Below are 19,450 nucleotides of genomic sequence, written 5' to 3' on the forward strand. Positions count from 1 at the left end.
CGGTAGAAGCTTCATCGACTCCCTGCAATAATCCATTCTCTGCTTCATAGATTTCTGCTTTTCCCTTTGCTGATGATAATGGAATTAGAGAAACAAACATGATAATAACCATCAAGACAATGCCTGTTTTTTTCACTTAATCTTCCTCACTCTCATTTTTGATTTGGATGTAGTAGAAAGAATCATTTTGTAATCGTTTACAATAAAGTGATGAAAATGGACGGCTTGTATAATCGAATATTGAACAAGCCGTCCATTTAACTTATATCTAGCTATACATCTTTTTGAGAAAAATCACTTACTCTATTATGCTAATCATTGTGTTGACCATAACTTAATACGATCCTGAATATGCTGTGTATATATTTTTTCCATTTCTTGAACGCCATCTTTTTCTAATTCCGCCATGTAGGCATCCCAAATTCGGTCAAAATCTTCCGGTTTGGACATCACAGCTTCCGGGATATACTTCCATGTAATATCTTTCATCTTCGCTCCCAAAATCATAGATGGATCATCATTAGGAAGCGATATAGTGTAAGCTGCTCCATAAGCTCGTGGCTGGAAGTCTTCTTCGGTTGGAAAAAGATCTTTCCAGTGTTTAGCTTTGTATGCTTTGAGTGTCTCTTTCTCAGCATTACTGTAATTGAGACTTAGTAATTCTGGATAATTGCGAGTAAAATAGTTGCCTGTCGAATCTTTAATCCCATCTCCATAATGAACCATCATATTCCAGTACAGACCAAGACCCGCTTCTTTCTGAAATGCAGCACTATCGTTATTAGCTCTCTCCTGCACTTCTGGTATAAATGAGCGTTTGCCGTTTTTGACAGTATAATGCTTGCCTTCAATTCCCCAGTTATTTAGAACCTGACCTTCTTCTGAAGCTAAAAAGTCAAGAAACTTGATTGCACGTACTGGATCTTTGCATGTACTGGAGATCGAAATACCATAACCACCATCAAATCCGGCTAGCCAGAAACTGGTATCTTTATACTCCTTGCTCATAGTAACAGGATAATGACCATATGTTTGGTCAAACTTACTTGCTGCTCTAAGCGCATTTTGGCCATCTCCATAATCCCATTCCGGATCAGCAAGACCCAGAATTCGTCCTGAAGCCACTTTAGCTTTGAATTGATCCGTTTTTTGAACAAAACTTTCTGGATCTAATAACCCGATCGCATTCATATGGTTCAACCAGCGAAAAAATTCCTTTTCTTCCGGACGACGAAAATGATAGGTGGCTTGATGTGTTTTCTGATCGATATAATATTCTCCGTCATCAGGGCCTCCAGTTGTCTGGAATCCAAGATTGGTTACCTGATACATATGCCAATCATCCGCATTCAGTGACATTCCGATATGCTTATTACCGTTCTCATCTACAGGATGCTTGGATAAATAAGACTGGATCACTTTTTCATAATCCTGTACCGTACGGATTTCAGGATACCCTGCTTCCTTAACAACACGATGCTGTAGTTCAAATCCTGCGTCTGCTCTGATTTTTTTCTCATCTACAGCTGACCAGGTAGGAACAGCATAGATTGCTTGATCATCCAGACTGTATTTGGTGCGAACGATTTTGTCTCCTAGCATTTTTTTGATATTGGGTGCATGCTCATTGATCAGATCGGTAAGATCGAGAATAGCTCCTGCATCGACCAGTTTGCCCACATCTGCTTTAGCTGCGATCAAATCTGGATAATTACCAGTTGCTGCGATTAATGAGAGCTTTTGAACTGGATCGCCTACAGCAAATTCTGCGCTTAAGGTAACACCGGTTTTCGCCTTGATTACTTTGCCGACTTCATCGTTCATATTATTCCAATTGGTACTGGAATCTTCAGAAAAATAAGTAAAGGTGATTGGTTGTTTTCCATCTCCGCTATCAGGTAGATGATCTCCAGACGAATCTGTAGCGAAAGGATTGCTACATCCTACAAGCGCTGTGATCATGACCAGCGACAGTGCAGAAGCTACTATTTTTTTGTTGCCTGACTTCATGAAGCTTCCTCCTTCATTATGATAAATCATAGATCTGAGACTATATCAGTCAGATATAAATGGTTTAACTTTTAACAGCTCCAAGCGTCATTCCTTTTACAAAATATTTCTGCAAGAAAGGATAAACAATCAGAATAGGTACAGTTACGATGATAGTAATTGCCATTTTGACAGACTCGGGTGATACCTGTGCCATCCGTTCAGCCATATTGGAAGCATCCTGAGAATTGGTTGCACTGGTTGTCGTACTCTGTAAAATCTTCATTAATTCATACTGTAGAGTAGTCAACGTTTCATTAGACCCGTTAAACAAATACGTATCAAACCAAGAATTCCATTGTCCTACTGCCAAAAAGAGCGCTACAGTTGCCAGTGCTGGTTTGCAAAGTGGAAGAATAACACGCCAGTAGATGACAAAGTCATTGGCTCCATCCAGTTTGGCAGATTCCTGTAGAGCGTAAGGCAACCCATCTATAAAAGAACGAATAACAAAAATATTAAATGCACTAACTAGACCCGGTAAAACATATACCGCAAACGTATTAATCAAATGCAGATCCTTCATCAGAATAAATCCGGGGATCATTCCACCTGATACATACATAGTGATTGCTAAAAACATGGATATCCATCTTCTTCCTCCAAAATCGTTACGGGCAAGTACAAACGCCAGCATCGATCCACTTAACAACCCCAATACGGTTCCGATAACTGTTCGCAACACAGAGTTTTGAAATCCAGTAATCAAACCTTTGTACGTAAAAATCAAATCGTAATTTTTCAATGTAAATTCTCTTGGCCAGATTGTGATTCCCCCTCTGACGGTATCAACCGAATCATTCAGAGAAATGGCCAGTACATTAAGAAATGGATATAGTGTTAGCACAGTTACCAGAATCATGGATACATAAACGATCACTTCCAAAATGCGATCCTGTATTGATTTGGTATGTAGTTTATTTTTAGAACGGCTAGCCGATGTCGTACTGTTGGCAGTTCCCATTTCTTCCTCCTTACATAATGCTTTCTTTAGTAACACGTTTAAAAATGCCATTCGCTGCAAACAACAAGAACAGACTAATCACCGAGTTAAAAATATTGATCGCTGTACCGAATGAGTAGCGACCCATGGACAGTCCATAATTAAGCGCATACAAATCAAGAACTTCAGAATAATCAATGACCATATGATTACCTAGCAGAAATTGCTTTTCAAAGCCATTACCTAGCAGGTGACCAATAGACATAATGAGAAGCACAATAATGGTTGGTCGGATGCCCGGTAGTGTAATATGCCACATTTGTTTTAGGCGGCTGGCACCATCTACTCGTGCAGCTTCATATAGTTCGGGACCAATGCTTGAAATAGCAGCTAGATAAATGATGGCGTTCCAGCCCGTTTCTTTCCAAATATCTGCACTGGTGACGATATACCAAAACCAATGTCCTTGAGACATAAACGGAATCGGCTGATCGACCAGATTGAGACCTAGTAATATACTGTTTACAACACCACCATCTGTGGACAGCATTTTGGTAACAATCCCTGCTGCAACTACCCATGATACAAAGTGAGGCAGATAAGATACGGTCTGTACAAATCGCTTCATTACCCCAATGCGGACTTCATTAAGTATTAAGGCAAAAATAACTGGCACTACAAATCCTGCCACCAGCCCCATAAAACTCATTGCCAGTGTGTTACGAAGAACCTGATAGAAGTGGTCATCTTGAAACAAAGTGCGAAAGTGTTCCAAACCTACCCACTTCTGTTCAAAAAAACCTAACCCTGGTCTATATTTTTGAAAAGCCATCGTCCAACCCCACAAAGGAAAATACTGAAACACAAACACCCAAAGTACAAATGGAATAGACATGTAGTACAAATATCTTTGATTATGCCATTCTTTCCATTTACCTTTTCTGATTGGGCTTGCTTTTTTGTATACGCTTTCCTTTTCTAATATCCGTTTGCTCATATTCCCCCTCCTCTCTGACTTTTATCTTAAATCAGAGAACAGCAAGCCGACATACAACGAATTTCGGTGAAAATCATCTACAAATTATGGATTTTAAAATCCGAAGGTGAGCATCCTTCATACTTTTTGAATTTGCTATAAAAATAATTAACACTTGTATAGCCGACCTTTTCCGAGACTTCATAGACTCTCATTCCTTGATTTAATAATTCCTTGGCTTTTTGAATGCGGATTCTGTCTAGATAAGTATTAAAGTATTCCCCTGTTTTATTCTTGAAGATCTGACCCAAATGAGCTGTACTGTAATTCAGTGTTCCTGCCAGTGTCTCCAACTTCAGCGGGTCACTGTAATGATTATGAATAATGCTAATCATCATTTTTAATTCTTTTTCTTTACCTTCTGGTGCTGTATCTTTGGCAAGCATCGTCAGAAAAGAGTGGATTTCTGCTAAAAGGTCAGTCAGATACTCATATGCAAAAATTCCTTTTAAAAAATGCGAAATCTTCTCTGTCTCTTTCCAGTGTGTATAGGAATGTATGTTCAATTTGTGTAGCACTGCATGGCATAGATAGAAAAAAGATTCTTTAATATGGGTTTCGTCATACTTTTGAGCAAGAAAAAAAGAAAAAGCTTGCTCCAATAGCGGTCGGATCATCTTATGATTGCCTGTGTCCAAACTGTAATATAAGCGCAGAGTAAACTCTCCCATCATTTCGTCCGGAATGTTTTCCCTTGTATCCATAGCATTCGGTACCAGACAATTTACAGACCTCACTCTTACTGATTCTTCTTTTTCATGAAAAAATGCCTGTTTTAAAGCAGATTCAGCTTCTGCAAAAGACATATGTATCTTCTCGGGTGTTGATACAGCTCCACCTGTGGCAGCAATAAATTCACTGCTCCCGAGTGTCTGTTTAAGCCATTGATAATATTTCTGGCGAGACTTTGTACCACGTAGCGGTTGATTGAGAAATATAACGATATAGGATGAAAAGACAGTAACTACTCCCTTACCGTCATATTCTAGACATGGCTTTAACTTATTTAGGAATGTATGTAATTTATCCGAAAAATCCACATTGGCATTTTGTGGACGTACAATAACAATCTCGTAACTCTCCCAAAACATTCCGGCATCCTCTGCTATATTTCGCAAAACTATAGAATCTTCTGTATGTTGCGGAACAAGCAAACGCTGAAGCAGCCAAGTCTGATCTGCCTTTGTTATTTGTTCCTGTTCTTTCTGACGTTGTTCCTGCTCTATCTGTTCACGAATGCATTCCAGCGTATGGGTCATCTCCTGAATATCTACTGGCTTGAGAAGATAACCATCAACACCGTATTTGATCGCCTGTTTGGCATACTCAAAATCGGCATAGCCACTCAAGATGATAACGTGTAGACGATATCCCTCTGAAGATACAGCTTGAAGTAACTGTAGCCCATCCATAAGTGGCATTCGAATATCAACAAGTGCAATATCCGGCTGCTTTTCAGCAATGATACTAAGTGCTTCTTCTCCATTGGCCGCTACTGCAATCACTTCAAAGCCTAATTTCTTCCATGGAATTAATGTTTGAAGTCCCTGTCGCAACTTCGGTTCATCATCTACAATAAGAACTTTAATCAATATCATCGCCTCCCGGTACAATAAATGTGATAGTCGTTCCGCTTCCGTAGCTACTCTCAATATGCAAAATGCTTGCTTGACCATACAACAACACAAGCCGATCATTTACATTACGAAGACCAATCCGCTGTTCTTTTGAATCATTGGCCGGAGAAGCAAGCTCTTGTTGTACACTTTCCAGTCGCTCGGCTGAAAAGCCGGTACCATTATCGCTCACCTGAATTTGAGCTCCTCCTATGATCTGCGTGACCTCTACTCTAATCTGTCCACCTTCTGCACGATGATCCAAACCATGAATAATCGCATTTTCCACTAATGGCTGAATAATTAAGGGAGGCACACGGATCTTTTGGATTTCGGGTTCTATCGTTAGCTGATACTGCAAACGATCTTCATATCTGAACTTTTGAATATCTAAATAACCTTGAACATACTTCAGTTCTGTTTCCAGCAAGATCATATCGCTATTGGTCTCAAGACTACTACGCAACAACGTACTGAGTAACCATACGACTTGGGCAATATCATCCTGCTGACGAATATGGGCTTCCATCCGAATCGACTCCAGCGCATTGAATAGAAAGTGAGGATTAATCTGACTTGCTAGCATTTTAAATTTCATTTCATTTTGTCTTTGTTCTATCAGGCTTTTCTCTCGATTGGTTGTCTGGACTTCATGAAATAATCTATCAATGTCTTTCACCAGTGCATTGAACTGGCGAGACAGCACTCCGATTTCATCATTGCCATCTATATGTAAAAAGGTTTCCCACGAACCAGAACGAACATTTTCTACATGATGGCTGAGTCGTTGTAGTCTTCTGGAAAGTAATAAAGCAGAAGCATACGTAAGAAAAGTGGCAACAATTAGACTCGAGGCAATCACTATAGCTCCAAGAAAGATCACATGATTGGCATCACGAGTAATCTCAGCAATTGAAAAAACGGAGATCATCCGCAGACTATTCCAGCTATCATTCGGTTGTAAGGTAGCGACTACAACTTTGGAGTCTTTTCCATCGAGTGATATATTATAACTGCCCTCAGCAAGACTCAAAATATCGCTACTATTATACAGAGTCGATGCTTCTCGTTCCGACCCTTTTATAGAATTAGAAGCAACCAGTTGATTCTCACTGTCCACGATAAATGTAGGAAAAGACTCTTGTTCCAGAATGGCACTTAATCGTTGTTTGTTTACATTAATCACCATTACTCCTTTTTGCTCTGAAGCGGCTAAGGGAAATGAGCGAATCAAACTTAATTCCATAGCATTTGTTCGTTCATCTTGGATCATATTCCAACCTACCACTCCTTTTTGTGCTATTGCTTGTTGATACCAGATCTGATCCAGTAACTTTTGAGTCGGCTGCATAAATTCCCAGTTATTCAGTGCTCCCGGATTGATCGCATATATTCGAATGCCAGAAATCTCTTTATAGAGCTGTATATATTCTCGAATATTCGTGTAATTGTGATATTGCTGAATGACTTCGGTATAACTGTTGTACGTCTGACTGGCTGTTTTTTTCATCTGATTATCATTCATAAGCCGATTCGAAATATCTAATGGAACTTTGATTAATTCTGCGGTACGCTTTTGAACACGATCCACATTATTGGATACCTGCACCAAAGTACTTTGCACTACAACTTCACGCAATCTTGCAGTCAAAAAAAGACCGCATAATAGTAGAGGAATGCCTGCTGCTGTTATAAACGTAATAGCTAACTTCTTTCTTATTTTCATATCATTCATTATTCGAACGAAAAACATGATTTAACCTCCAGTAACCAGCCTGCTTTATATTTAAAAAAGCCCCTTCTACAAAAAGGGGCTTTCTGTTTTGGATCAATTCTTGCTTATTCAAGCACCCTATCTATGGCTCGAAGTGTGAAAGAGCGACTCTGATAGTCTTTGGACTCGTAATGAAGAGCCAAACCGAGCTGTATCAATTGGTCTCCTCCATATATAATACTTTCTTCATTGATATCAGATTTCACTTCATATTCCAGTTCTGGATTCAGTCCATCCAACCGCAGAATTTGTTGAGGTCCGTTAGATATTGCCATAACCTGAAAAGCATAGACGAGAGCTTGCATTTTATCTTCCGAGACGAACATCCACCCAGATTGGTTCCCTGTAAATGGACTCTTCAATCGATATAAATCTCCCTCTTGCACCAGATTGCGAATCTCTTTGTAGTTGGCAACCTGCCGCTGAACGATATTCTTTTCTTTATCAGTAAATGCTGTGAGATCCAGTTCATACCCGAAATTGCCAGACATAGCGACACTACCTCGAAAATCAAGTGGTGTACTGCGTCCGACCTGATGATTGGGTACAGCTGATACATGTGCACCGATCGCACTCACTGGATAAACAAGACTGGTGCCATATTGAATCTTGAGTCGTTCTACCGCATCAGTATTATCGCTAGTCCACGTTTGCGGCATATAATAGAGCATTCCGGGATCAAAACGTCCACCTCCACTAGCGCAACTTTCAAACAATATGTTCGGGAACTGTACCGTTATCCGCTCTAGTAGCTCATATAATCCAAGTACATAACGATGCGCAGTCTCAGCTTGTCGCTCTGGTGGCAATGTTGCCGATCCCATCTCTGTCAAAGCCCGATTCATGTCCCATTTCACATAAGAGATTGGAACCGTAGAGAAAATCGTAGAGAGTGAATTATAAATATAATCTCGTACTTCCGGGCGTGTATAATCCAGTACCAATTGCCATCTCGCTTCACTACGTCTTCTTCCCGGAACATGCAGGCACCAGTCAGGATGTTCACGATACAGCTCGCTTTCCGGCGAAATCATTTCTGGCTCGAACCAGAGTCCAAATTGTAGACCTGTTTCACGAATACGCTGCGCTACATCAGCTAGCCCTTCAGGTAGTTTGCGACGATCCTCGTACCAATCCCCCAAAGACGAGTTATCAGCGTCACGTCTACCAAACCAACCGTCATCTAGCACAAATAACTCAATACCGAGTCTAGCCCCCTCCTCCGCAATGGAGACTAGCTTTTCGGCATTGAAATCAAAATAGGTCGCTTCCCAGTTGTTGACCAGAATTGGTCGTTCCCGATCACGGTATGTTCCCCGACATAATCGACTGCGGTACAGACGATGGTAGATCCGCGACATTTCTCCAATTCCTTGGTTGGAATATACCATCACTGTTTCAGGAGTCTGAAAATCTTCTCCGGCATTTAGCTGCCATCCAAAATCAAACGAATTTACTCCAATACCTAACCTTGTAGAGCCAAACGAATCGACTTCTGCAACGGCTTCAAATCCCCCGCTGTACACCAGACTGAAACCAAAAGCTTCACCATGATTCTCTGTCGTCTCCGGGGTGACAAGCGCAGCAAACGGATTAAACTGATGGCTGCTCATCCCACGCTTGCTGTCGATTCGAATTTCGCCTTGCCGAAGCGATCTTCTCTGTATATTGCCTTCCCTTGCCCATGCACCCGATAAGTAAATCATCTCCAGTTCATCCTGACCATACATATCTACACTTGCACTCAAAGCACGACGAAGTCGCAGTGTCTCCTTTCCTTCATTGATGAAGCGTGCAGCACGTATGATTGCATTTCGCTGTTCAAAAATAGTGTACTGTAACACAACTGTAAGACCCGAATACTGATCTTTCAAAAGAAGTTCTAATGTCTGTGCTTCCGATTCATTCTCCGTATATACTGCTGGAAGTCCGCTCAGTGATGGTTTTCCTTGGATCAGTCGGTAACTGTCGTACTGAAGCTCAGTGATACGAGTTCCGTCTGCTAATTCGACCTGATACGCTGGATTGCGAAAATCTCCACTTCCATACTGTGGGTATTCCTGTGGAAGTCTATCCAACCCTGTTGTCGAAGACGTATGGATAAGCAGGTTCTCCATCACTGACCGATGCTTCAATGGCGCTCCCCAGTATACATGCACTGAATATCCATTTACGATTTGGATCATATAACTCATACCGGACGATTGTAGATGAAACAATCCAGATTCTTCCTGAACGATTACACTCATGACCAACACCCTTTCTTGTTCATTCCATTATGTATATTCATGCTACCTGTAATACCCTCGTTCATAAAATATGGATTAATGATTTTCCGGTATGTAACAATGAATATGATTATTCTATAAAAATGTTATATGAAACGGACTATATCGTATATGGCATGATGATTCGAAAATATGTTATTTTGATAGATATTATAAAAATAAGGAGAACCGCTAATGATCGAGTATTTACCAAGAAGCAAACAACACACCGAATTGTATCTCACCCAATTTGGGATCGAAGATTGTATATTTGGTCATGAGTTTGGACCAGCAGTCAGAACTCATTATCTGCTCCATTATGTATTTGAGGGAAAAGGGACTTTTGAGGTGAATGGAGTACAACATTCGATTGGTTCAGGACAAGGCTTTCTAATCTGTCCCCATGTGGTTACCTATTATGTAGCAGACGAAGCAGAACCATGGTCCTACGGCTGGATCGGATTCAATGGTACGCTCGCCGAATCGCTGCTGGAACAAGCAGGAATGACTCTTGCTTCTCCAATAATCTATTACGAGCACAAAGATCGAATACATCAGTATTTACAGTGGATGATTCAATCGAATGAATATCCAGCAGCACGAGAAACACGATTGACTGGATTGTTGTATATGATTTTTTCGCTACTAATGGAAAATGCGCCGAAAACGCTAATGGCGCAAACAAGAAGTAACGCTGATATCTATGTGGAGCAGGTCAAAGATTTTATTGAAATGAATTTTTCTCAAAAGATTACAGTAGAAGATATTGCCCATTTTATCGGATTGAATCGAAGTTACTTATGTTCCTTATTTACAAAAACAACCAAGCTCAGTATTCAAGATTATCTTATTCGTTACAGAATGGATACAGCATCCAGTATGCTGATCCGTACAGATCTATCGATTGGTAATATTGCCCGTTCAGTAGGCTATATCGATCCTTTACTGTTCTCCAAAATTTTCAAAAAAATTAAAGGGATGTCGCCTAGAGAGTATCGAAGTCAATCGCTACTGAATGCCAATGTAATAATTGACTGACTCTATATGCTCAAAAAAGAAAGTTAGCGAACTGATATCTATTTATGCTTTATGTCACTTCTCGCCTTATTCCACTAGAAAGGTTTATAATTAATTTTATATATTAGCTTAACTTTGTATATCTAGTATTTAAAGTTGTTGAATATGTCGGTCATATCATTTTTTCTTCTTTCCTTTCTCATACAGTTCATCTATCACGAGCAAGACGTCGTCCAGTCGGAATTTTGAACTATTTTGCTTGTTATTACGAATATGCAGATAGGACGTAATGAGATCGCTGAAAATAAATACAGGGTGTTGATCTGCATAGTATTCATTCGCTGCAGATCCATTTCGAAGGAGGAAGATTCATGGGACGCTGGATTGCAGCAGTTCAAAAAGGATTTGGTAAAAAGCTTATTCGGTTGCATGCTTGGAATGCTTGGCTCGTTGCTCTTCTAGCTGTTACAGGTCTGGTACTTGTCGGGGGCTTTTGGCGAGAAATACTGGGTGAGGTTAGAGTCTGGGTACGTTGGCTTCATATTATAGGAGGATTAGCTTTATTGGTCCCTGTAGTCTATTACTTATTTCTGGCGGCGAAGCACTGGAAAAGGCTGTCTGATAAACCCGGGCAAAAATTCAATGTTATTGTAGTTATGGTCTTATTGGTAGGCTGGATTATATCAGGGATTTTATTATGGTTATTACGCCAAGTAGGACCGGCTGTGGCTAACTCGGCTTTATTTGTTCATGATCTACTGACTTGGGTGGGACTTCCTTATATTATCTATCATTCTCTAACACGTACCGCTTGGTTAAAAGATCCGAAAAAACGTACAATCAAACAACCTGTCACTGTAGAAAAAACGATTACGGATAAAAGTGGCACTGTAGTAGCCGCATCATCACCAACGGCCCCTTCTCCTTTTTATACACGACGTACCTTTTTGCGCTCCGCTATAGGTGTTGGACTCGCTGTATCGATCGGACCTACATTTGTAAGATGGTTAGGAAGTTCTTTGACTAGTGGAGGTACATGGGAACAGGTTGCTGCCAGTAATGGTAATAAGATGATTCCTGATCCTACACCACTGAAATCATCTGCCCCGCCTATAGGGGGTGGTGCTCAAGGTGAGTTTCGTGTGTATACGGTGACACCTATTCCTAATTTTGATAATAGTAACTGGGATTTCAAAATAGATGGATTAGTAGATAAACCTCAAACATGGAACTGGGAACAATTTTTGAAATTAAAACGTGATGTGCAAGTAAGTGACTTTCATTGTGTTACTGGATGGTCGGTGTATAAAAACACATGGGAAGGTATTCCTTTAAGTGACTTTTTAAAAGCAGCAGGTGTTCAATCTTCTGCGACCATGGTCAAATTTTATTCAGGGGATAATGTCTATACGGATTCTCTTACACTTGATCAAGCGCAGATGAAAGATATTATTGTAGCGGTATTGCATGATGGTAATATCATTCCTGCTGATCTAGGTGGGCCAGTACGATTGGTTATTCCTCAGATGTATGCTTACAAATCGGTAAAATGGTTGAACCGGATTGAACTGATTGCTGAAGATCATGTAGGTTACTGGGAACAACGTGGTTATGATAAAGATGCCTGGTTGCCTAAAGCTTAAATCAAGTTTCATAATCATACACAAAAAAGCAGTGTGTTTACTCTTAGCTAAAGAGAAACACACTGCTTTTTTGTTGGTAAGGAATAGATGGTAGAAGCTTAATAGTATGAATTTTTCTGTTTTCATGTAGATTCAATTATTTTTTATAATTCCAATAATCGCTTTAATTCTTCTTCGTCTTCAATGACTTCAATACCGAGCTCTTGAGCTTTGGTGAGTTTGCTACCTGCTTTTTCACCAGCGATCACGATATCTGTCTTTTTGGATACACTACCTGTCACTTTGGCGCCTAGAGACTCTAGGCGCGCAGCGGCATCATCACGAGTCATCGTCTGTAATGTACCTGTAAGTACAACCGTTTTGCCTGCAAAATAAGAATCTGTATTGATAACAACAGGTTCAGCAGGAGATTGCGGTTGTACACCTCGGTCTAACATTTTCTGAATACTGGTCTGCATAAAAGGATCTGCAAAAAAAGCAACGATGCTTTCAGCTACAATATTGCCGATATCTGGTAATTCGACTAACTCTTCTACTGTTGCATTCATGACTTTGTGTAAATCACGATAATGCTCGGCTAACATACGAGTTGTAGATTTACCTGTATTCGGAATACCTAAAGCATATAGGAATGATGCTAAATCTCTTGTTTTACTTTCTTCGATAGCCTGCAATAGATTATTTGCTTTGCGCTCACCAAATCGTTCTAGTTCTACTAACTTCTCAAATTCTAAAGCATACAGGTCTGCTGGTTCTTTGACCCCTAACTCACTATGCAATTGTTGAGCTGTCATTATGCTAAATGTCTCGATATCCATAGCATCTCTAGAGGCGAAATGTGTAATCTTAGCTATAATCTGTGGTGTACACTCTAGTGTATTGTTACAGAATAGATGTGCTCCACGTTGTTCTAATGGAAATCCACAAGCAGGGCATTTCTCTGGAAAAATGATTTCTTCTCCATCGCTTTCTTCAGTGACTTTACCAAGAATCTCCGGTATAACTTCATTCGAACGACGAATAAAGACACGTGTTCCGATCGCATATTTTAAATTTTTGCGTTCAATGTCTCCAATATTGTTTAGCGTGCAATTTTGTACGGTCACACCTGCAAGTTCAACAGCTTCTACACGAGCTAATGGTGTGATTTTACCTGTACGACCTACATTCCAAGACACCGATTCTAAAATCGTGCTTGTTTCTTCTGCTTCGAATTTGTAAGCAATTGCCCAACGCGGGAATTTATCGGTATATCCCAGTACTTCGCGAGTACGCATATCTGTAATTTTGACCACAGCACCATCGATTAAGTAATCTAATCCTGTACGTTGTGCTTGAATGTCTTCCAATTGAGCAATCACATCATCAAAATTCTCAAAGTAAAAAATATACGGATTGACTTTGAAATGATTGTCTTTAAGAAATTGCATCATCTCTTGATGACTTTCAAATGTAATACCGTCCATATATCCTATGTTATAAAAGAAAGCACTTAAACGACGAGTAGCTGTTACTTTAGGATTCAAATTACGCAAAGCACCCGCAGCAGCATTACGTGCATTTTTAAGTTTGTCTTTATCTGTAGCATTTTCATTATAAGCTGCTAGTACAGATAGATTCATAATGCCTTCGCCTTGTACTTCAATTTTGCCTTCTTTGAAAGGAATAGATAATGGAATCGAACGAATCGTTTTGACTTGTTCTAAAATTCCTTCTCCTGTTACTCCATTACCTCGGGTTGCCGCTTGAATTAACTTCCCATTTTCATAGGTGAGATTAAGTGTTAATCCATCGAACTTGAGTTCAATCGCATAAGAGGGTTCTGGCAATGGTTGATCAGGATTTTTGGTATTATAATCAGCAATTAATTTACGAGCACGTGTATGCCAACTTGCTAGCTTTTCTAAATTTTGAGCTTTGTCTAGACTCCATAATGGAGAAAGATGGCGATGAGGTAAAAATCCTTTTAACAATTCTCCACCTACACGCTGAGTAGGCGAATCAGGCAGTACGATTCCACTGACTTCTTCCAGTTGGATTAATCGATCATATAGAACATCATATTCTTTATCATCGACTAGAGGTTCATCTAACGTATAGTAATGGTAGCTGTATTTATTAAGCTCTGTAATTAATTGTTCCATTTCATGCATCGGATCCATGTGTAGTATCCCCTCCCGGATTCAATAAGATAAACTATTGCTTTAAGCCAAACTGTAGTACTGCTTATCGTTAGCATTTTGTCGCATATGATTATTATTTTCAATGAAAAAACAGAACCGAACAGTAAGTAATTCGGTTCTGTTTTGAACATACAACTTGTACTCATCAAGTGATAACAAGAGCTTTCTTGCTTGCACGATCAGATTCTTTATTCTACTTTAGTAATCGGAGCAAACCCTGCTAATAAGCGTTTGAGTCCTGTCGGTGCAGGGAAAGCAATTTGTAATTCCATATCATTGCCTGTACCTTTGACGGCTACAATCGTTCCGATACCCCATTTGCCATGAGAGACTTTATCGCCTGCCTGGAAGCTATCTGATCCTCCACCAGCAGCTACAGGCTTAGGTGTAGCTCCTGTCGTTACCGTTACTCTTGCATTTGTAGATCCTGGTACTGCACGCGCAGAAGATCCACTGCCAAACGCAGCTGTATTTTCACGTTTGCCACCAAAGCTACTTGTACTTCCTCCAAAGCTACGATTACCTGATCCATAACTGCTAGTGCCGCGACCTGCCCCACCACGACGATAGTTAGGCGCTACTGCTGTATCTTCTTTGAACTCTTCTGGAATTTCTTCTAAAAAGCGTGAAGGTGGATTCGCTGTAGTTCGTCCAAACAACGTACGCATCTGTGCACAAGATAAAAATAGATTTTTTTCTGCACGTGTAATCCCTACATAAGCTAAGCGGCGCTCTTCTTCCAATTCTTCATTGTCTTGAAAAGCTCGACTATGCGGGAACACGCCTTCTTCCATACCAATAATAAATACAGTTGGAAATTCCAAACCTTTGGCACTATGCATCGTCATCAATACAACTGCATCGTCATCTTCTTCAGGTTCATCGCCTACAGTATCGATATCAGCAATTAACGCTAGATCCGTCAAAAATGAAATCAATGAACGATCTTCATTATTTTTCTCAAATTCCATCGTTACAGATAAAAACTCTTCTATATTTTCTAAACGAGCTTTGGATTCAAGAGTATTCTCCCGTTGTAGTTCTACCCGATATTCAGATAACTCTAAAATCTTTTCGGTTAATTCAGTAACTGATAAATACTCGACCATTTGATGCAGTGAAGCAATCATATCGTAAAATTCAACCAACATATTACGAGTACGACCTGCAAAACCTAGATCATCTACTATTTCTAATACTTTAAAAATAGACACGCCTTTTTCCGCCGCTGCTACTGCCAATTTGGCTACAGTCGTATCACCAATACCACGCTTAGGCACATTGATAATTCGAGTCAAACTGATATCATCATCTGGATTCGAAAGCAATCGTAAATACCCGAGCAAGTCTTTGATCTCTTTACGATCATAGAACTTGATACCGCCTACGATTTGATAAGGAATATCTGATTTGATCAAAATTTCCTCAATAACCCGTGATTGAGCATTGGTACGATACAATATTGCATGATTACGATAAGGCTGTCCTGTTTTTACACTTTTATGAATCTCAGAAGTCACAAAGTATCCTTCATCATGCTCAGAATCCGCACGATACACTTTGATTTTGGCTCCGCCTTCTTTGTCTGTCCACAGTTTTTTCGGTTTGCGACCTGTATTGTTTCCAATCACTTCATTCGCTGCACTCAGTATATTGGAAGTCGAACGATAATTTTGCTCCAAAAGAATTGTTTTCGCTTCTGGATAATCTTCTTCAAAATTCAAGATATTACTGATATCTGCTCCACGCCAGCGATAGATCGATTGATCACTATCCCCAACAACACAGATATTATGATGAGCTTCTGCTAACATTTTACAAAGCATATATTGTGCTTTATTTGTATCTTGATACTCATCGACATGAATATAGCGGAATTTTTTCTGATAAAATTCTAAAACTTCAGGAACTTCGTTAAACAATTGGATCGTCTTCATAATCAGATCATCAAAGTCTAATGAGTTATTAGCACGTAGACGTTGTTGATATTTGGTGTAGACTTTGGCTACAATACCTTCGAAATAGTCACCAATCTTTTGCTCGTATTGAGCCGGAGAAACCAATTCATTTTTAGCAGTACCCATCATTCCTTGCACTGCTTTGGGTTCGAACTTTTTGGTATCGATGTTTAAGTCTTTCATACAAGAACGAATAACAGATAATTGGTCAGATGAATCTAAAATAGAAAAGTTGGAAGTAAATCCGATACGTTCAATATCTTTACGCAGTATACGTACACACATAGAGTGAAAAGTAGATACCCAAATTTCACGACCTGCTGGTCCTACCAGACGGGAAACACGTTCTTGCATCTCGCGTGCTGCTTTATTGGTAAATGTGATGGCTAGAACGCCCCACGGTGCTGATTTGCGTGCATCGATAATATGCGCGATACGATGTGTCAGTACGCGCGTCTTACCACTACCTGCTCCTGCCATAATGAGTAGCGGTCCATCTGTGGCGAGCGCGGCTTCTTTTTGTCTAGGATTCAATCGATTGATTGCCTCCTGTATATTTACAGTATTCATAGGGAAGTCATGCTCCTTTCTTAATAGAAAAATGATAGTTGAAAATCATCTATGATCAAGTTAGGATACTTCTCGTTATCTGGAGATAACTTGTACAGTATCTAATGCGGCTTGCAGATTTTCATAAATTATATTGCCGACGACAATGGTATCACATACTTGCTTGGCTTGACGAGCAGAATGATAATCTCTAATTCCACCGCCATAAAATAATTGCGCTTGATGCGTTGATCGGCGAATCTCACCTGTTAGTTCCATATCTCCAAAACGTCCACTATATTCTATATAAATAATAGGAAGACGAAACAAACGGTCACCGGCTTGAGCATAAGCGACTGCCCGATCAAGATCGATTTCTGTTAATGCTTCGGTACGCTGAGCGACTGTAGAATCCGCATTCAGTACGATATAACCTTCAGGAACAAGTTTGTCCCAGGGCATCAAATGGCTATACTGTTCGATAGCAGAGACATGCTGTCCTATCATCCACTGACTATCATTGGTATTTAATATCAATGGAATCATGTATAGATCGAATCCAGGTACAACCATTTCCAAATCGGATACTTCAAGAACACAAGGAATATCATATAGGCTGATACGTTTGATTAGATCTTCTGTATTGTTGTAAGTTACGCCTGATGATCCACCTACCATAATCGCATCTGTCCCAGAACTACATACTTTTGCTAATACATCGTCCGAAATCGTTCGATCCGGGTCCAGTTTAAATACATGTTGCCATGTTTTGATTTGTTCTCTCAACCTTCATTCCTCCGTCTTCGGACAACCTTCAAATTAAGTCTATGATAGGGGATGCACAGTGTCAATTTTTTGTTCGTATTTTAGGGGAACAAATTTATATTTTGCCTTATTACTCATCAAAAAAGAAAAGTATCCTGCTCCTACATCCGAGGAACAGAATACTTTTTAGTTATATTTAGTGACGAAATATTTAGCATCACCTAACTTTTAATAAGCATTTTTATTTACAAATCCATTATGGATCGTTTTGAAAATGATTTTGATATCGAATAATAATGACCAATTTTCGATATAAAAAATATCGTGATTGATACGATCTTCAATAGACGTGTCTCCACGTAGACCATTGCTTTGTGCCCAACCCGTAATTCCAGGCCGTACATGGTGCTTAATCATATATTTTGGAATCTCATCACGGAACTGTTCTACAAAATAAGGACGTTCAGGACGAGGTCCCACTACACTCATGTCTCCAAATAATACATTAAAAAATTGAGGTAGCTCATCTAAACTGGTTTTACGTATAAAAGCTCCGAACTTGGTTTTACGTGGATCATCGGCTGTCGTCCAACCTGTATCGACCTGTCCTTCAGGAATAATTCGCATAGAACGGAATTTGTACATCGTAAAGTTACGACGATTGAGTCCTACACGTTCCTGCTTAAAGATCACAGATCCTGGAGATGTCATTCGTACGCCAATCGCTACAATAATCATAATAGGAGATGTAATAATAATAGCTATTAATGCAAATACAATATCAAATAATCGTTTGAACATCCGATTCGCAGCGATATCTAGTGGAATATCTCGTACATTGATCATTGGCATTCCCGCAAAGTTATCAAAGTATGGACGAGCTGGCAGATAATCAAAGAAATCCGGGATGATTAATGTTCGTACACCGGCTTTTTCACATTCTGCAATAATACTTGGATATTTATGATGGGCATCTAGCGGTAACGCCAAAATCACTTCATCAATCATCATCGTATGCAGAATATCACCAAGCTTATCGATTTTGCCTAAAATAGGTTTGTATTTATTAGGTTCCTGTTCATTGTCTTCTAAATAATCATCTAAAAAACCAACAATTTCATAACCCATCTCAGGATACTGGTCTAAATTATTGCAAAAACGTTTCCCCAGTGAACCTGCACCAAGAATCAAAACAAACTGCTTATTAAATCCACGTTGTCTCGCACGTTTCAATCCTTTTTTGATCACATACCGATAAGCCATGATAAGCATCAAGGTAAGGATCACATAAATAAACAGATATGAACGAGAGATATTTACTTCTTTCACAAAAAATAAAGCACCTAATAAAACAAAAATACTGACAAGATGAGTTTGGAAAATTTTCATCAATTCATCTGCAAAACGTTTTTTACGCTTCGGTGAATACAGTGTACTCATCCCACCGATTAAGATCGCTATACCACCGTATACTAGACTCCATAGCGCATACGTCTCAATCGGTAGTGCTCCAAATTCGATCGGTGTATCATAAGCAAACCAACCACTTTCAAATTTCACAAACCATGCAAGTAAAAAGGAGAGTTGAATGATCATAAAATCAGCTAAAATATACAAACGAGTTAAAAAGCGTTGATTTTTACGAATCAT

13 protein-coding genes (1 of these 13 only partly in view) are annotated in these 19,450 nt (G+C 39.6%); 2 read left to right on the forward strand and 11 right to left on the reverse strand.

Features of this window, described 5'->3' with window-relative positions; genetic code table 11:
• From QE450_RS16600 to QE450_RS16630, 7 genes are all read right to left on the reverse strand, one after another.
• Window positions 1-136, reverse strand: the 5' end (the start) of a protein-coding gene (locus QE450_RS16600; protein WP_307300672.1) for a glycosyl hydrolase. The gene continues 1,565 nt to the left of window position 1, outside the view; 136 of the gene's 1,701 nt are visible here — the first part of the coding sequence; its start codon is at window positions 134-136; the stop codon falls past the left edge of the window.
• Window positions 137-315: 179 nt separating this feature from the next.
• Window positions 316-2,010: an ABC transporter substrate-binding protein gene (locus QE450_RS16605; protein ID WP_273613680.1), complete on the reverse strand. Its 1,695-nt coding sequence runs from the start codon at window positions 2,008-2,010 to the stop codon at window positions 316-318.
• Between the two features lie 64 nt (window positions 2,011-2,074).
• The gene (locus tag QE450_RS16610) at window positions 2,075-3,013 is read right to left on the reverse strand and encodes a carbohydrate ABC transporter permease (protein WP_069328577.1); all 939 of its coding nucleotides are present in this window, start codon (window positions 3,011-3,013) and stop codon (window positions 2,075-2,077) included.
• A 10-nt stretch (window positions 3,014-3,023) separates the two neighbouring features.
• Window positions 3,024-3,989, reverse strand: a complete 966-nt coding sequence (locus QE450_RS16615; RefSeq protein WP_137226225.1) for an ABC transporter permease — start codon at window positions 3,987-3,989, stop codon at window positions 3,024-3,026.
• A gap of 77 nt (window positions 3,990-4,066) precedes the next feature.
• Window positions 4,067-5,620, reverse strand: coding sequence for a response regulator transcription factor (locus tag QE450_RS16620; protein ID WP_273613681.1), 1,554 nt, complete (start codon window positions 5,618-5,620; stop codon window positions 4,067-4,069).
• On the reverse strand, window positions 5,613-7,397 hold the full coding sequence (locus tag QE450_RS16625) for a sensor histidine kinase (RefSeq protein WP_273613682.1): 1,785 nt from the start codon (window positions 7,395-7,397) through the stop codon (window positions 5,613-5,615). Before QE450_RS16625 ends, QE450_RS16620 begins: the two co-directional genes overlap by 8 nt.
• Before the next feature lie 86 nt (window positions 7,398-7,483).
• Window positions 7,484-9,667, reverse strand: a complete 2,184-nt coding sequence (locus QE450_RS16630; protein WP_307300680.1) for an alpha-galactosidase — start codon at window positions 9,665-9,667, stop codon at window positions 7,484-7,486.
• 213 nt (window positions 9,668-9,880) lie between these two features.
• On the opposite strand from QE450_RS16630, the gene QE450_RS16635 reads away from it, so the two are divergent.
• Together QE450_RS16635 and QE450_RS16640 are read left to right on the forward strand one after the other, a co-directional pair.
• Complete coding sequence (locus tag QE450_RS16635; protein WP_273613684.1) at window positions 9,881-10,723, forward strand: AraC family transcriptional regulator; 843 nt, start codon at window positions 9,881-9,883, stop codon at window positions 10,721-10,723.
• Window positions 10,724-11,073: 350 nt separating this feature from the next.
• Window positions 11,074-12,345, forward strand: a complete 1,272-nt coding sequence (locus tag QE450_RS16640) for a molybdopterin-dependent oxidoreductase (RefSeq protein ID WP_273592474.1) — start codon at window positions 11,074-11,076, stop codon at window positions 12,343-12,345.
• 143 nt (window positions 12,346-12,488) lie between these two features.
• Here the strand turns inward: QE450_RS16640 and ligA are convergent, their stop codons facing one another.
• From ligA to QE450_RS16660, 4 genes are all read right to left on the reverse strand, one after another.
• The gene (ligA, locus tag QE450_RS16645) at window positions 12,489-14,507 is read right to left on the reverse strand and encodes an NAD-dependent DNA ligase LigA (RefSeq protein WP_273613685.1); all 2,019 of its coding nucleotides are present in this window, start codon (window positions 14,505-14,507) and stop codon (window positions 12,489-12,491) included.
• 209 nt (window positions 14,508-14,716) lie between these two features.
• Entirely contained in the window at window positions 14,717-17,056 is a 2,340-nt protein-coding gene (gene pcrA, locus QE450_RS16650) for a DNA helicase PcrA (protein ID WP_301263865.1), read from the reverse strand.
• A 75-nt stretch (window positions 17,057-17,131) separates the two neighbouring features.
• Window positions 17,132-17,821, reverse strand: a complete 690-nt coding sequence (pcrB, locus tag QE450_RS16655) for a heptaprenylglyceryl phosphate synthase (RefSeq protein ID WP_307300685.1) — start codon at window positions 17,819-17,821, stop codon at window positions 17,132-17,134.
• 207 nt (window positions 17,822-18,028) lie between these two features.
• A complete protein-coding gene (locus QE450_RS16660; RefSeq protein WP_273613688.1) occupies window positions 18,029-19,450 on the reverse strand; it encodes an undecaprenyl-phosphate glucose phosphotransferase in 1,422 nt (473 codons plus the stop codon).

Source organism: Paenibacillus sp. SORGH_AS_0306 (assembly GCF_030819345.1).
GTDB lineage: Bacteria > Bacillota > Bacilli > Paenibacillales > Paenibacillaceae > Saccharibacillus > Saccharibacillus kyungheensis.

What these genes read in the sequence shown, in the direction of transcription:
- QE450_RS16605 (WP_273613680.1), bottom strand. Translation starts at nt 2,010, where the DNA reads ATGAAGTCAGGCAACAAAAAAATAGTAGCTTCTGCACTGTCGCTGGTC.
- QE450_RS16610 (WP_069328577.1), bottom strand. Translation starts at nt 3,013, where the DNA reads ATGGGAACTGCCAACAGTACGACATCGGCTAGCCGTTCTAAAAATAAA.
- QE450_RS16615 (WP_137226225.1), bottom strand. Translation starts at nt 3,989, where the DNA reads ATGAGCAAACGGATATTAGAAAAGGAAAGCGTATACAAAAAAGCAAGC.
- QE450_RS16625 (WP_273613682.1), bottom strand. Translation starts at nt 7,397, where the DNA reads ATGTTTTTCGTTCGAATAATGAATGATATGAAAATAAGAAAGAAGTTA.
- QE450_RS16630 (WP_307300680.1), bottom strand. Translation starts at nt 9,667, where the DNA reads ATGAGTGTAATCGTTCAGGAAGAATCTGGATTGTTTCATCTACAATCG.
- QE450_RS16635 (WP_273613684.1), top strand. Translation starts at nt 9,881, where the DNA reads ATGATCGAGTATTTACCAAGAAGCAAACAACACACCGAATTGTATCTC.
- QE450_RS16640 (WP_273592474.1), top strand. Translation starts at nt 11,074, where the DNA reads ATGGGACGCTGGATTGCAGCAGTTCAAAAAGGATTTGGTAAAAAGCTT.
- ligA (WP_273613685.1), bottom strand. Translation starts at nt 14,507, where the DNA reads ATGGATCCGATGCATGAAATGGAACAATTAATTACAGAGCTTAATAAA.
- pcrA (WP_301263865.1), bottom strand. Translation starts at nt 17,056, where the DNA reads ATGAATACTGTAAATATACAGGAGGCAATCAATCGATTGAATCCTAGA.
- QE450_RS16660 (WP_273613688.1), bottom strand. Translation starts at nt 19,450, where the DNA reads ATGATTCGTAAAAATCAACGCTTTTTAACTCGTTTGTATATTTTAGCT.